We start from the raw sequence: 15,122 nt of genomic DNA on the forward strand, positions 1-15,122 counted from the left end.
TGACCGTACTTTTGATACGATTCCGTTCCAATCACGAGCACACGAAGATGAACGAAGCGAGGGTTCGACGGCAGTTACTCTCACAGCGACCCGGTGAGTTCTGGGTTGACGGCCCACAGCCGACTGCTGACTGGAGCGTCGACGGTCAGAGACACGACACGGAGACTGACCGCCGTCTTTCGGGAGCCGACCTCGCTGTGGCGTGTCGGCGAAGCCACAACAATCAGACCTGCGAGCAGTGTTTGCTATGCTGACGACTGCCCTCTGGATCGCTCTCGGGCTCGTGATCTATACGGCAATCGCAATGGGGCTTCGAGCTCGTGGCTCGCTGCCGCCGTGGATCAGCGTCTTCGGACCGCTGGTCACCTTCGAGACGCGAAACGGGCTCGAGCGGCTCGATTCGCTGGCACGCGGTCGCTCGCGCCGGCTCTGGCAGGCGGTGACGACCGGTGGCGTAGCCGTTTCGGTGCTGTTGCTCGTCTGGACGTTCGTTCTCGTCCTGTTTGCGGCCTATGCCGCACTGACGACCGAGAGCGCAAGCGACGTCAACCAGCCACGAAACGCGCTGGCGATCCCGGGTGTCAACGATTTCTTGCCGCTGGCTGCGGCTCCAGAGATCGTCGTTGGCCTGTTCGTCGGCCTGTTCGTCCACGAGTTCGGCCATGGCTTGCTCGGCCGCATCGAGGACGTCGGCGTCGAGTCGGCGGGCGTGATCTTCCTCGCGATTGTTCCGTTCGGCGCGTTCGTCGGCCTCAACGAATCGGACGAGCGCGCCGCCTCGACGGTCAGCCGCGCCCGGATCTACGCTGCCGGGATCACGAACAACCTCGTGGTGGCACTGCTCGCTGTCGTCTTCTTGCTGGCACTCGTCTCGACGTCGATCGCCGCCGTGTCCGGTCTCGCCGTCTCCGGTGTGTACCCCGCGACGCCAGCCGACGAGGCGGGCCTCGAGCGCGGTGACGTGATCACGGCCGTCGACGGCGACCCGATCGCGGATGGCGACGAACTGCGTGCGGCGCTCGATGCGACTACCCAGCGCGTCACCCTCGCCGTCGACGGCGATCGGGACGGCACCGAGACGATATCGCTCGAGCGCTCCGTCGTCGTCACGAGCACGCTCGAGGGCGATCCGGACCGTCTCGACGAGACGCCCACGCTCGAGCCCGGCGACACGATCACGGCGGTCAACGACACGCCGGTCGACACCGAACGCGAGTTCGCCGACGCCCTCGAAAACGAGACAGTCGCCACCCTCGAGACCGACGAGGGCACGACGACGATCGTCGCTGGCGTTGCCGTCGCCGAGATCGACCCCGACGGGCCGCTCGCAGCAGCCGGTGTCACCGACGCCGACGCGCTCACCATCACCCACCTCGATGGCGAACGGGTCGTCGACGCTGAAGCGTTGCTCGAGGTGCTCGCGGACGCTCCGCCCGGCGAAACGGTCACGGTCGAGTTCGCTGTTGACGGCGAGCGCGAGACGACCGACGTCACGCTCGGCGACCACGATGGCGAGGCGATCCTCGGCATCACGCCAGTCGCGGGAACGAGCGGCGTGACAGTGACTGATCTCGGCGTCGATCCCCACCCGAGCGAGCAACATCTCGCCATCCTCCAGGGCCAGCCCGCGGCGGATGGGCTGGGCTCGTCCTCGCTCGAGCGGGCGCTGGCGGTGTTTACACTCCCCTTCGCCGGACTGATCGGCGGAATATCGACGGCCAACTTCGGTGGCTTCGTCGGCTCGGTCGCGAACTTCTACACCGTTACTGGGCCGCTGTCGATCTTCGGTGGCGGCGTCTTCCTCGCCGCGAACGTCCTGTTCTGGACGTGGTGGCTCAACCTGTTGCTGGGCGTGTTCAACTGCATTCCCTGCTATCCACTCGACGGTGCCAAACTACTCTCGACGACCGTCGAAGGCATCGGCTCGAGACTGTCACTCGACGACCCTGACGGAGTCGCGACCGTGGCGATGGTAGCTGCGAGCGTGCTCACAGCGGGCGCAATCATGCTCGTACTCGTCAGTCCGGTACTGGGCTAGCCGTGGTTCGGTGGGGTGGGCTCGTCCTCGAGAACGTCCTACCTAAGCGTCAGTTTTCGCGTCGGAGAGCGTCTCGTACAGCTTATCGGCCAGTTCGCGTGCGCGCTCGGTGTCGCGGGCTTCGGCGTAGATTCGGACGAGTGGTTCGGTGCCGGAGGGGCGGGCAAGCACCCACGCGTCGCCGTGGTCGAGTCGGTAGCCATCGCGCGTGTTGAGGTCGGCGTCGGACGACTGGGCGTGGTTTGCGGCGGCATCCAACATCGCGTCGCGTTCAGCCGTCGATTCGTACTCGAGGTTGTGTCTGACGTTCGCGTAGCCGTCGTAGGGGGCGACGATCTCGCTGACCGGTTGTTCGGCGACGAGTTCGAGAAACCGGGCTGCGGTGAACGCACCGTCTCGGGTGAGTCGGAACGACGGGAAAAAGATCCCGCCGTTGCCTTCGCCGGCGATCGGCACGTGCTCGCCTTTCGCCTCGAGTTCCTCGATCCGGGTGATGATGTTCGTCGAGCCGATGGGCGTCAACTCGAGTTCGGCCCCGGCTTCGGTGACGACGTCGACCAGCCGCTGGGAGACGTTAACTGCCGAGACCGTCGTGTCGCCGGCCTCGAGTTCGGCGGCGGCGAGGGCAGCCAGCGTCGCGTCACCGTTGACATACGCACCGGTTTCGTCGAAGAAGATGGCGCGGTCGGCGTCGCCGTCGTGGGCAATGCCGACGTCGGCGTCGGTCGCCCGGACCAGTTGACCGAGATTCTCGAGGTTGTCGGGGACGGGTTCGGGGTTCCGGCCAGGGAACTTGCCGTCGGGCTGGCCGTTGACGGTGACGACACGACAGCCGAGTTTCCGGAGGAACTCGGGGCTGGTGAGCGCGCCGGCACCGTGTCCGGGATCGAGTGCAACCGTCAGGTTGGCGTCGGCGATCGTTTCTCGGTCGGCTGCCGAAAGCAGTTCGTCGACGTACGTCTCTGTGACGCCGTCGATCGTTCGAGAGCGGCCGGTCTCGTCCCACGGGGCGACCGTGAACGTCTCTCCCAACAACACGTCTTCGATCTCCTCGAGTTCCGAAACGACGAGTTCGATCCCGTCGCTGCCGACGAGTTTGATCCCGTTGTACTGTGGCGGGTTGTGCGACGCCGTGATCATAATGACGGGGACGCCTTCCCGTTCGGCGTACGACTGTGCCCCCGGTGTCGGAACGATCCCGATCCGATCGACATCGGTTCCGGTGCTCGCCAGTCCGCTTGCGGCCGCATCGGCGAGCATCCGTCCAGTGTATCGCGTATCGCGCGCGATGGCAACCCGATCGGCCCCCCAGGCCGTCCCCGCCGCTTTCGCGACGCGCAGGACGAACGCGGGTGTCAGCTCCTCGTTGGCGACGCCCCGTGTCCCGCTCGATCCGAACACTTGCATTAGTCGCTAGTCCGCGGGGCCACCTCAAAGGGATTCCGGAGCAGACAGAACGCTTTCGGGGCGGGGACTCGACGTTTACGTATGCACTCGATCGAAGAGAAACGCGTCTACGGCGATCGCGAGGGAGCCACCGAGGCCTACGTCTCGAGTTCGATCGGTGTCGTCCGTGTCCGCGTCGCCGACGACACTGTCGGCGAGTTCGGCCTCTGTGACCGCTGTACCGCACACGATGTTGCAGCGGCCGACGGGATCGTTGCGGTCGCAACCGACGAGGACGTCCGGCTCTTGGTGCCCCCAGCCGAGGGCGACGAGTCGGCAGCTGACGATCCGGCTCTCATCGAAACCGGCTTCGGTCCCGCAGTCGCCGTCGGCCTCGACGACGCGGGATTGCTCGCGGCCAGTCCCGACGGCGAGATTGCCCGACTGGCAGGAGACGTTCCGGCCGACGACGGCGACTGGGAGTCGATCGAGGCCGCCGGTATCGACACGGTTTGCGCCATCGATGGCGACCTCATCGGCACCGATGACGGTGTCTACCGCGTTCACGACGGCACGCTCGACCACGCCGGACTCACGGCCGTCCGGGACGTCTCTGCGGCCGGCGTCCCGCTTGCCGCCACCGGCGACGGCCTTTATAAACTCGGCAATGGCTGGATGCAGGTCCTCGAGGGATCGTTCGAGGTCGTCGCCGCGGACCCCCGAAGCGATCGGGGGCGACTCGCACGGGCCCACGCCGTCTCCGGGGAGACGGTCTATGCCTACGGCGAGGACGACTGGCAGGAGTACGACCGTTCGGGGTCATCCATCGTCGGCGTCGGGTACGGCGAGACGTGGTACGCCGTCACCGAACGGGGAACCTTCCTCTCGGCGACGCCGACGGACGCCAACGGTCCGTGGCGCTCGCGAACACTTGGCGTCGGAGACGTGACAGGACTCGCCGTCCTGCGATAACTGGCCGGCACAGTCCCGATCTGGCTATTGATTGATACTGTCGTCCCTGCCGGACTGTTTAACTATCCTGAATTCGTTCGCTCCGAACATGAACGAACTTCCACGCCGCAAACTCCTCGCCGTCACCGGGACTGCCCTGACCGGCGCCGTCGCCGGCTGTTCCGGCAGCGACGACGACCCAGACGACTCCACCGAGGCCGACGAACCGGATACCGGTGACGAGGCCGACTCTCAACCGAGCGAAACGGACAGTTCGACCAGCGTCGAGGGCACCGTGCTCGGCGATGTCATCGTCGACAACTCGGGCGAGACCGCACACACGGTTGACGTCCTCGTCGAGTTCGATCGCGAGATCGAAGCCTGGTCGACCGAGACCCTCGAGGCAAACGAGGACGTGACCCTCGATCGGAACTGGCCGACTGAGCCGGGTCAGTTTCGCGTGGTCGCCCGCCTCGATCAGGGCGAGCCCGTCGAGATTACGCCCGCCAGATGGAACGACCCCGACTGTCTCAATCTCTACGTTCGAATCGGCCGAGAGGGGACACTGACGTTCCTGAGTGATACTAGCGGTGGCCCCTGTGGCGACGGCGACGCCGATATCGACGACGCCGAGTCGTAATCGCTCGAGCCACCACCACGACACTGCGAGTCACTCACGGTGTACGCGAGAACGAAAACGGGTTTTATGCTTCGTCCAGTCCACTCGAGTATGACCACGATCGTCAGCGGTGCTGACTCGCAGACGCTTGCCGCTGCGCTTGCCCGTGAACTCGACGTCTCGCTCGCCACTGCCGAGTACAATCGGTTTCCCGACGGCGAACTGCTCGCTGCGGCGCCCGACTTCGACGACGACCGCGCGATCGTCGTCGCCTCGACTGTCTCGAGTGACGCCCACATCGAACTGCTCCAGTTGCAGGATGCCGTCCGCGAAGCCGGCGCCGACGAGGTCGTTACCGTCCTGCCGTACATGGGCTACGGCCGCCAGGACAAGGCGTTCGAGGCGGGCCACCCGATCTCTGCCCGTGCGGTCGCCCGTGCCATCTCGACTGGCGCGGATCGCGTGCTGACCGTCACGCCTCACGAAGAAGCAGTGTGTGAGTTCTTCGAGCCGACGGCGACCGCTATCGACGCTGCCGGCCGACTCGCCGAACCGCTTCCCGACGACCTCGAGGATCCGGTCTTCCTCTCGCCCGACGCGGGCGCGATCGAACTCGCCGAGACGGTTCGTGACGCCTACGGTGACGGCGAGACGGACTACTTCGAGAAGAAACGCCACTCCGGCACCGACGTCGAGATCACCCCGAGCGATGTCGACGTGGCCGGCCGCGACGTCGTCGTTGCGGACGACATCATCGCGACTGGGTCGACGATGAGCGAGTCCGTCTCCGTCCTGCAAGACCGTGGCGTTGGCCGCGTGTTCCTCACCTGCGTCCACCCGCTGCTCGCCGATAACGCAGTGACGAAACTCTCTCGAGCCGGTGTCGAGGCGATCTACGGCACGGATACGATTGAACGACCGATGAGCGACGTCTCGGTCGCGCCGTCGCTCGCCGAACACCTCTAAGCGAGCGCGACGTGGCGGCGCTCGAGTGGGTGTTACTGTTAAGTCGCTTCACGTGACAGTCTCACGCAGAGACGATTCGGCCCGGGCCGATGGCTGCCTGTTGGTTGACTCGAGCAACTGGCCGTCACCCGTGGGGGCAACCGAAGGGAGTGAGACCTGATGCACGGAATCATCCACAAAACACTCGAGGAGTACGTCATCGCAAAGACCGATGAGGAGACATGGGCCTCGATCGTCGACCGAGCTGGCATCGAGCCGACGTTGTATCTCCCTGTCTCGTCGTACGACGATGCCGAAATCGAAGCCATCCTCGAGACGCTCTCGTCGCTGGCTGTCCAGGACCGCCGGCAGATCGAACGTGATTTCGGTCGAACGCTCGCTCCCGAACTCCTGTCGACGTTCGCCGCGCACGTTCGCGATGATGGGGACCTGTTCGCCGTCCTCGAGCGTCTCGAGTCGATCGTTGAGAGCGTCGACACGACGACGAACGCGAACGCGGTGCCAGCCGTTTCGGGAACCCGCGAGTCGCCAGACTGCGTTCGTGTGACCTACCGAACCCACCGGGAGCCGTGTTACTGCGGGGTGGCACAGGGCGTTCTCGAGGGGATGGCCGATGCACTCGAGACGGACGCGACAGTCACCGAAACGTCGTGTACTGCTGACGGTGACCAGACGTGTGTGTTTCGGGTGGAACGCGTCTAACGAGTGCACTGCCAGTGACGGACGGCTCGATGTGCTGCCGTGGGTGCTCGATCCGTTATCGTCGTCGACCGACCAGCACAACGGCGAGTGCCACTGCGAGCGCGACGACGCCGGCGATCCCGCCGAAGCCGGGCATCGACTCGATGCTCCCGAGCACGCCACCGACGGTGACCGTCGTCGACTGCCCGCCAGCGACGATCTCGTAGCGCCCATCCTCGTTGAACTGGAGGTCGACCTCGACAGTGCCGGTCTCGCCGGGTGCGAGGGCGATCGGCTGTCCGCTGACGGTCTCCGCGGCGGTTTGGAACTCGAGTGTGCCCGCGGCCGGCCGGTCGTCGCCGGCCGTGACCGTCGCCGTCGCCGTCACCGACTCGCCGGGGTCGATACGCTCCGGACTCACCCGTAGGTCGGTCACGGTCAGACTCGTCGTCGAGCGAACGACCACCGTCAGTCGATCGTCTCCGACCAGAACGTCGTAGATGCCGGGATCTGTCGGGGTCCACGACAGCGTCTCGCTCGCGTGCTCGCCGCTTTCGAGGTGGTGTTGGCTCTCGGCGACGATCTCACCGCCGGCTTGCAGAACCACATCAGCGGTACCGGCCCGCTCGCCGACGTTGCTGGCCGCGACCGGAACGGTGACGCGCTCGCCGGCCGGCACTGCGAGCACGCCGCGATCGGTCCCGCTGTCGGGACGCCATCGGTCATCGATGCCGTCGATATCCGTGCGATCCCAGCGCTCCCAGGGGTGATCGTCGACGCGGATCGGGTCCGTGCCGAGTCCGTACTCGATGGTCGCCCGTGGCTGGTCGAACGCGTCACGGTGCTCGAATCGAGTCCACGGCTCCGGCGTCTCTGTGGTTCGGGTGTATCGTTCGGCACGCTCTCGAATCGCCGGGTTGCCGGCTCGCTCGAGGGCCTCGAGCACGTCGGCTTCGCGTATCTGCCCATCCTTGGCGTTCAGCGACCGGAAGACGTCGTCGAGACTGCGGTCGCCATCGGTCGCGAGTCGCAGCTGTCGATCGAGATCACCGTACACCAGCGCTCCCTTGCGGTAGTTCGCATTGCTGTCTCCCCAGGTCGACGGCTCTACGAGGACGGCATCAGCGGCCGGCGACGCCGTGCCGCGCTCGAGTAACCGACTGAACTCGCGAAACGGGATCAACTCCTGTTCGTACGCGAGCAGGCCCGCGTAGTACTCCGCTTGGGCCTCGATGAGCCACTCGCTGTCGCTTGCCGTGCCGACACCGGGGTTGGCAAACCGCTGTCGGATATGGACGTATTCGTGGAGCCAGACGTTGGTTGCCTCCGCAAGCGGCGCGTCGGCGACGACCCACGCGTCACTGGGGCCGTACTGCAACCCTCGTGACCCCCAGTCAACGTCGGTCGGCACGGCGACGATGACGGCCTCGGTGGTGCTCGAGCCCACGTCGAGACGCTCGCTTGCGGCCTCGAGGCTGTCGAGGATCTCGGTCGGTCGTTCTCGAAGGTCGGCGGCCTCGAGCACGACCAGCCTGATCCGTTCTCCGTCGACGGTCCGTTCGTGTTCGGTCACCTCCCCAAAGACGGCCAGTTCCGTGCCGGCTGTGCCGGGGCCGTCGACGGTAACTGTTTCCTCGATACCGATCGGGTCGCTGGTCGCCGTTCGGTAGGAGAGGCCCACGGTGGGAACCCGGACGACGCCCCACTCGCCAGTCTCGAGGAAGGTGTAGCCGTGCTCTCCGTCGCTCGTCGGTGCCATCGCCGCTGTCTCGGCGACGGGCTGGCTCGTGTGGCCGTCGACCGTCCCCGTTCGGTTCGCCGGCATCGTAAACCGAACGGTCGGTGACTCGGTCGTCTCATCCCACCGGTACGTTCCTCGATCGGTCGCCTCGAAACCCTCAGCAGTGTGCACCTCGGCTTCCGACTCGAGGTCGATCTCCAGGCCGGTCATAGGCTCCGGCACGTCGAACGTCATCGCCGTCTCGAACGTCCCTGGTTGTGCCGGGAGCTGTCGGAGCGTCGTCGTCCGCTCGAGGACGTCGCTCGTACTGGCTAGACGCGTTGCGTCGCGGTTCACGGTGGGCGTGGCTGCCGATTCGCCACCATTGATTCCGGCGTCGAGTGTGTGTTGTGTGGCGGTTGTCTCGGGCGTCGGTGCTGTCGCCGAGCCACCGGCGACGCCCGCTGGAATCGCCCCGAGCAACACCACGACGACGAGACAGACGGCGACTCGAGTGATCACTACCCTGCTCTGTCGAGTCAGCAACCATGACTGTTACGACGTGACTATTTTCAGAAAATCTTGCACCACGAACCGAAACGCGCCGTCGTCAGAGCAGTCCAGCCAGCACCGTGTTGAACAGCACGCCGACGGCGACCCCGGTGGTCACGACGGTGCCCGCATAGACGGCAAGCAGTCGCCGTTCGAAGAGCTTGTTCAACAGGATCAGGTTCGGAATGCTGATTCCAGCACCACCGATGACGAAGGCGATCACCGTCCCGATCGGAATCCCCTGTTCGGCCAGCGAGTGAGCGATCGGCAACATGCCGCTAATGCTCACGTAGATCGGTGCGCCAGCCAGTGCGGCCATCGGCGTCGCGAGTGGGTTCGACGGGCCGGCGATTCGCTGGAGAAACGCCTCCGGGACTGCCCCGTGGATGAGCGCCCCTATCGTAATCCCGATGATGATGTAGGGAAGCGTATCCCAGAAAAACGACAGCGCTCCGCGACCGGCCGCGGAAAACCGCTCTCGGTGTGATCGGGATGGTGAACCGCTACACGCACAGCTCGTGCCACCAGTTGTCGCTCCCCCGTCGGTCGTGATCTCGCGTCCGCCAGCAGTGATGCGAACGTCTTTGACGTAGTTCTCGAGGTTGAGCGTGCCGATGACGATGCCACCGACGATCGCTGCGGACAGCGCCATCACGACGTAGGCGATCGTCACACTGGCCCCAAAGAGTCCGAACAGCAGGATGACAGCGATCCAGTTGACGATCGGCGAGGCAAGCAGAAACGAGAACGCGAGGCCGATCGGCGCACCGGCACCGAGCAAGCCCGCGAGAATGGGGACCGTCGAACACGAACAGAACGGCGTCACTGCGCCGAGTCCAGCAGCGAGGACGTTTCCGCTCCCGTGATCTCGAGACCGAAGCATCGCCTCGACTCGCTCCGGCGGCAGATACTCCTGTGCGAGACCGACGAGAAACGACGCCCCGACGAACAGCGGCGCGAGGACGAGCGCCAGATGGACGAAGTACTCGGCGGACTCGATCAGCGCCGTCTCGTAGCCGGCAGGAATCACCGTTCGTACTCACCCAGTGCGGCGGCGAGGTCGAGCAGTTGGAGACTCGCCGTATCTGCGATTCGATAGTAGGTCCATTTCCCCTCTTTGCGGGTGCGTACGATACCAGCCTCGCGGAGCTGTGAGAGGTGCGTGCCGACGGTCGACTGTGGTGCATCGAGGATCGTCTCGAGTTCGCAGGCACACAGCTCTCCATCCCGAAGTGCCTCGATGATCCGGAGCCGTTTTTCGTTTGCAAGCGCCTTGAAAACGCGCAGTTCGTCGTCGATCAGTTCGTCGCCTGCCATGCGGTTTGCAGGAAATGCCCCTTCACAGCAAGCACCACCGCTCATCCGGCTGATCGTCCCGCTTGCCGATTCGCTCGGCCCGTCCGCGTCGAGCCCGTGCTGATCGGTCATTGTCGATCAGTCCTCGTCGCTCGAGTCGATCTCTTCGATTTCCACACCACAGCAACAGTCATCATCCGTCTCGTCAGTATCGCGTCCAAGGAGGCGATCGAGTAGTCCCATACATATCGGGATAGTCCGATTCGACTTAACCGTTTTGCTCGAGCCGAGCTGATTCGAGACGGATTCTCCAGTGGGTGCACTGCCTGCGTTCTGGTACGTCCCTCGAAAACATCCGGTAGCGCGACTCTCCTCTCGAGTCGACTGCCACGCACAAATAGTCGACACACCGAACTCGTCTTGGAGCGCCTTTCGAATCGAGAGTTTTCGATTCGAACATACTCGATGAGCGACGCTGGACGGCTGCTTTCGAGCACCGTCTCGATTCGAGTCGTCTCCGTTCAGAGACAAACGAGCGTCCGCTTAGCCCGACGCTTCCGCAGCCGCAAGTGGCTCGTCTGCATCTACCGTTTTCCCGTCGGGTTCGCTAGCGCTCACCGCTCCTGGAAAAATCTGCCTGGCGAGAGCAAGCTCTCGCTGATCTTGCTTCGCTCACAAGAGAGCAAAAAGTCGCCTCGCTCGACTCGGCGCGCTTAGTCCGACGCTTCCGCAGCCGCCAGCGGCTCGAGTGCGATCTCGGCATCCACCTTTTTGTCGTCGGGTTCGCTAGCGCTCACCGCTCCTCCAAAAACCTGGACCAAAAAAATCGCCTCGCTCGACTCGGCGCGCTTAGTCCGACGCTTCCGCAGCCGCCAGCGGCTCGAGTGCGATCTCGGCATCCACCTTTTTGTCGTCGGGTTCGCTAGCGCTCACCGCTCCTCCAAAAACCTGGACCAAAAAAATCGCCTCGCTCGACTCGGCGCGCTTAGTCCGACGCTTCCGCAGCCGCCAGCGGCTCGAGTGCGATCTCCATCGTCACGCCTTCGACATCCCACTCCTTGCGGGCACCGTCGTCGATGTCGAGGTCGCCCAGTTCGTCGGCTCGAACCTCCTCGCGAATGAGGGTCTCGCGCTCCCTGATGAGGTCGGCAACGCGGTCGTCGTCGATTGCAAGCTCCAGTGCGATCCGCTCTTCGACGTCGAGATCGAGGTCTTTGCGCATCTCCTGAACACGGCGGATGACCTCGCGGGCGTAGCCTTCGCTTTCGATGTCTTCGGTCAGCGAGGCGTCGACGTAGACGACGCCGCGGTCGTCGCTGTTGAGGCCGAACGTGGTCCCGGCGACACCGTCAGGTGTCTCGGTGACGAACGACACCATCTCCTCGGTGATCGACTCGCCGTCTTCGAGCACGTCCCCAACGGCGTCCTCGAGTGCCTCGAGGGTCGTCTCCTCGATACGGGCCTCGTTGAGCGCGTTCATGACCTCGCCGGCGCGGCCACCGAAGGCCGGGCCGAGCTTACTCATGTCGGCTTCGGCGCTGTAGTCGAGTTCGCCCCACTGACTGTCAGGCGAGACGAGTTCGATCTCGCGGGCGTTGAGTCGCTCTTCGAGCAGCGTCGTGTGTCGCTCGACAGCTTCGACGACGCGCTGGTCGTCAGCCGCGACGACGACCCGCGGGACGGGCCATCGCAGCTTGCGCCCGGCCTGTTGGCGCGCGTTCGCGCCGGCTTCCTCAATCGCTCGCAGCAGGGCAACGTCCTCCTCGAGCTGTTCGTCGACCCAGTACTCCTCGACGGCCGGCCAGTCTTCCATGTGGACGGTGTCGTGGTCGTTCTCGCCGGCGAGCGTGCCGTAGATCTCCTCGCTGACGAACGGCGCGAACGGGGCCAGCAGGGTGACGCTCTCACGGAGCACCCGGTAGATCGTCGCATAGGCGGCGTTCTTTGAGGCGCTGTCCTCTTCTTCCCACATCCGTTCGCGGACGGCTTGCACGTAGAAGCGGGAGACGTCCTCGACGACGAACTCGAGGAGCGACTCGAGTGCGCGGTCCTGTCGGAACTCCTCTAAGTGCTCAGTCATCTCGGCCTTGGTGGCCTGCAGGCGGGCGAGGACCCACTCGTCGACCAGTTCGAGGTCCTCGTCGACTGCCTCGAGGTCAGTCTCGGACGGATCGAAGCCGTCTAAGCGCATATACGGCAGCGGGAAGCGGAAGACGTTCCACAGCGTCCGGAGGTGGTTCTCCATCGTCCCCATTTCGTCCCACGAGAAGCGCATGTCGTCGCCCTGTGGGTTCGCAGACAGGAGGAACATCCGCATCGCGTCGGAGCCATGGCGCTCGATCGCCGTGTCGGGCTCGACGACGTTGCCGACGGATTTGGACATCTTGCGGCCGTCTTCGTCCAGTGCGTGGCCGTGCATCAGAACCTTGTCGTAGGGAACCTCACCCATCGCGGCGGTACCCATCCCCAGCTGGGACCAGAACCAGCCACGGGTCTGGTCGTGGGCCTCGAGGATGAGGTCGGCAGGCCACAGCTCGTCGAAGCGGCTGTCGTCTTCGGGGTAATTGAGGGTGCCCCACGACGCCACGGAGGAGTCGAGCCAGACGTCGAAGACGTCAGGGATGCGGGAGTAGGTCGTTCCGTCCTCGGTGATCGTGAGGTCGTCGACGGTGTCTTTGTGGATGTCGACGGTCTCGGGGTCGACCGCCTGGTCGACGCGCTCTGCGAGCTCCTCGCGGTCGCCGATGACGATCACGTCGTCCATGTCGCCGTCCCAGCCTTCGGGCGTCCAGATTGGAATCGGGATCCCCCAGTAGCGCTGGCGGGAGACGTTCCAGTCGGGTGCGTCCTCGACGAAATCCCGGAAGCGGTTGTCACGGGCCCAGTCGGGGTACCACTCGCTGTCCTCGATGTTGTCGAGCAGTTCGTCTTTGACGTCCGTGATCGTGATGAACCACTGGTCAGTGACGACCTGGATGATACCCGTGTCACACCGCCAGCAGTGACCGTAGCTGTGGGTAGTGGTCACCGAGGCGAGCATCGCCCCTTCGTCCTCGAGGTCAGCGATGATCTCTTCGTCGGCGTCTTTGACGAACTGGCCTTCGTACTTGCCGCCCGCTTCGGTGTAGCTGCCGTCGTCGCCGACGGGACAGAACGCCTCGAAACCGAGCTCCTGGCCGCGGTAGAAGTCCTCCTCACCGTGGCCGGGCGCGGAGTGGACCAGCCCAGTCCCGTCGCCGTGGGTGTCGACGTAGTCGCCGGCGTAGACCTCGAGAGTGCCCTCGCCGTCGACGTGGTCGGGGACCTGTTCGGCGAGTGGGTGCTCGTAGGACCAGCCGATGAGCTCCTCGCCGGTCAGCTCTTCGACGATCTCGTAGTCGTCGTAGCGCCCTTCCTTGAGGACCGCCTCGTGTTTGGCTTCGGCGACGTACAGCAGTTCCTCGCTGCCGTCTTTCTGTGCGCGTACGCCGACGTACTCGCCGTCGGGATCGACGGCGACGAACGTGTTCGCGGGGATCGTCCACGGCGTGGTCGTCCAGATGACGATCGAACCCTCGCGCTCGGTGAGGTCGAACTTGACGTAGATCGAGGGGTCCTCGACGTCCTCGTACTCGACCTCGTTGTTCGCCAGCCCGGTTTCACACCGGGGACACCACGAGATCGACCGCTTGCCCTGCTCGACGAGGTCACGCTCGGCCGCCTTCGAAAAGCCCCACCAGGCCGCCTCCATGTACTCGGGATCGACCGTCTTGTAGGGGTCGTCCCAGTCCATCCAGACGCCAAAGGACTGGAAGTCCTCTTGAAGCCCCTCGAGTTGCTCGTCTGCGAAGGACTTACACTCCTCGATGAAGGCGTCCTCGCCGAACTCCTCGATGTCTTTCTTGTTCTCGAAGCCGAGTCTCTCCTCGACTTTGGTCTCGATCGGGAGTCCGTGCATGTCATAGCCCGGCCGGTCAGTGACGTCGTACCCCTGCATGCGCAGGAAACGGATGTAGACGTCTTTCAGGGACTTGTTCCAGGTCGTGCCCATGTGCGCCGATCCCGACGTGTACGGCGGGCCGTCGACGAAGAAGAACGATTCACCGTCGGAGCGATGCTCGACCGTCTGCTCGTAGGCGTCGACGTCGTCCCAGTAGTCGAACACCCGCTGTTCTAGGGCGTGGGGGTCGTACTGGTCGTCGACCTCGCCGAACCTGCTCATACGTGACCTAAGTTGCTGGGATAGTAAAGAGGAATCGATATCGCAGGTCCGACTGCGGGTGACAGCCGGGACGATCGGTCGGTGTGTCTATGGGGAGGGACTCGAAACGGCCGACGTATGGATGCACGTGACGCGATTGCTGTCCTGTTCGATCAGGAGGTTCTGAAACTCATTACAATCGCCTTGGTTGGCTGGTGGTTACTTACCACGAGTGCAACGGGCTGGGGCGGCTACCCAGCGCCGCTGCAATTCCTCTATGACGGACTGGTCACACTCACGTGGCTTACGGGGACGGTCACCTACTACGGCGGCGTTCTCGCGTTGTTGGTCAAACTCGTGTACGAAGCGTCCCGCCGGGCCAACTCGAGTTAGCTCGAGCGAACCGACGCGAAGAGCTTCTGGTAGCCGATTCCGTAGAGTCCTGCATAGAGCATGACCATGCCGATCGCGGCGAGCCAGATGCCAACCATCGCCTCGCCCGAACCGAAGTGTTGGAGACTCGCGTACTCCACAGCGAGACCGCCTGCCGTCAACGCACCGCCGAGAATCGTATAGACGACAAGCGGGAGCAGTTCTGCGAGGATTTCTGGGGGAGCCGAGTCCATTGCTACTGAGAAGCCACCCAGTCAACGTAAATCTGTCCCCTCAAAGAGGACTCGAGTGAGTCGACGGGGCAGGGCTCACGAAGCGAATCGGTCCGCGGTGACCGAGG

The 15,122-nt window shown here is 64.4% G+C and carries 12 protein-coding genes; 6 read left to right on the forward strand and 6 right to left on the reverse strand.

Going from position 1 to position 15,122, the window contains the following annotated elements; all coding sequences use genetic code 11:
• Positions 1–247 precede the first annotated feature (247 nt).
• The gene (locus DV706_RS07225) at positions 248–2,038 is read left to right on the forward strand and encodes a site-2 protease family protein (protein WP_006065288.1); all 1,791 of its coding nucleotides are present in this window, start codon (positions 248–250) and stop codon (positions 2,036–2,038) included.
• A 42-nt stretch (positions 2,039–2,080) separates the two neighbouring features.
• Here the strand turns inward: DV706_RS07225 and glmM are convergent, their stop codons facing one another.
• On the reverse strand, positions 2,081–3,445 hold the full coding sequence (glmM, locus tag DV706_RS07230) for a phosphoglucosamine mutase (protein ID WP_006065287.1): 1,365 nt from the start codon (positions 3,443–3,445) through the stop codon (positions 2,081–2,083).
• Between the two features lie 81 nt (positions 3,446–3,526).
• Between glmM and DV706_RS07235 the strand changes: the two genes are divergently transcribed.
• The 4 genes from DV706_RS07235 (at position 3,527) to DV706_RS07250 (ending at position 6,662) form a co-directional block, all read left to right on the forward strand.
• On the forward strand, positions 3,527–4,396 hold the full coding sequence (locus tag DV706_RS07235) for an HVO_0234 family beta-propeller protein (RefSeq protein ID WP_006065286.1): 870 nt from the start codon (positions 3,527–3,529) through the stop codon (positions 4,394–4,396).
• A gap of 88 nt (positions 4,397–4,484) precedes the next feature.
• The gene (locus DV706_RS07240) at positions 4,485–5,015 is read left to right on the forward strand and encodes a hypothetical protein (protein WP_006065285.1); all 531 of its coding nucleotides are present in this window, start codon (positions 4,485–4,487) and stop codon (positions 5,013–5,015) included.
• Between the two features lie 90 nt (positions 5,016–5,105).
• The gene (locus tag DV706_RS07245; RefSeq protein WP_049889693.1) at positions 5,106–5,960 is read left to right on the forward strand and encodes a ribose-phosphate diphosphokinase; all 855 of its coding nucleotides are present in this window, start codon (positions 5,106–5,108) and stop codon (positions 5,958–5,960) included.
• A 159-nt stretch (positions 5,961–6,119) separates the two neighbouring features.
• Positions 6,120–6,662 (forward strand): heme NO-binding domain-containing protein, encoded by a 543-nt coding sequence (locus DV706_RS07250; RefSeq protein ID WP_006065283.1) that lies wholly within the window; start codon positions 6,120–6,122, stop codon positions 6,660–6,662.
• 55 nt (positions 6,663–6,717) lie between these two features.
• Here the strand turns inward: DV706_RS07250 and DV706_RS07255 are convergent, their stop codons facing one another.
• From DV706_RS07255 to ileS, 4 genes are all read right to left on the reverse strand, one after another.
• Positions 6,718–8,883 carry a hypothetical protein gene (locus tag DV706_RS07255; protein WP_006065282.1) on the reverse strand — a complete coding sequence of 722 codons (2,166 nt, stop codon included), beginning with the start codon at positions 8,881–8,883 and terminating at the stop codon, positions 6,718–6,720.
• Between the two features lie 88 nt (positions 8,884–8,971).
• Positions 8,972–9,943, reverse strand: a complete 972-nt coding sequence (locus DV706_RS07260) for a permease (RefSeq protein WP_006065281.1) — start codon at positions 9,941–9,943, stop codon at positions 8,972–8,974.
• A complete protein-coding gene (locus DV706_RS07265) occupies positions 9,940–10,341 on the reverse strand; it encodes an ArsR/SmtB family transcription factor (protein WP_006065280.1) in 402 nt (133 codons plus the stop codon). Before DV706_RS07265 ends, DV706_RS07260 begins: the two co-directional genes overlap by 4 nt.
• A gap of 853 nt (positions 10,342–11,194) precedes the next feature.
• Positions 11,195–14,410 carry an isoleucine--tRNA ligase gene (gene ileS / locus DV706_RS07270; protein ID WP_006065278.1) on the reverse strand — a complete coding sequence of 1,072 codons (3,216 nt, stop codon included), beginning with the start codon at positions 14,408–14,410 and terminating at the stop codon, positions 11,195–11,197.
• 117 nt (positions 14,411–14,527) lie between these two features.
• Here ileS and DV706_RS07275 point away from each other — a divergent pair, with 117 nt between their 5' ends.
• Positions 14,528–14,782 carry a hypothetical protein gene (locus tag DV706_RS07275; RefSeq protein ID WP_006065277.1) on the forward strand — a complete coding sequence of 85 codons (255 nt, stop codon included), beginning with the start codon at positions 14,528–14,530 and terminating at the stop codon, positions 14,780–14,782.
• Here DV706_RS07275 and DV706_RS07280 read toward each other — a convergent pair.
• Complete coding sequence (locus DV706_RS07280; RefSeq protein WP_006065276.1) at positions 14,779–15,015, reverse strand: hypothetical protein; 237 nt, start codon at positions 15,013–15,015, stop codon at positions 14,779–14,781. The two genes, DV706_RS07275 and DV706_RS07280, sit on opposite strands and share 4 nt — an antisense overlap.
• Positions 15,016–15,122 lie beyond the last annotated feature (107 nt).

The organism is Natronorubrum bangense (assembly GCF_004799645.1).
Taxonomy (GTDB): Archaea; Halobacteriota; Halobacteria; order Halobacteriales; family Natrialbaceae; genus Natronorubrum; species Natronorubrum bangense.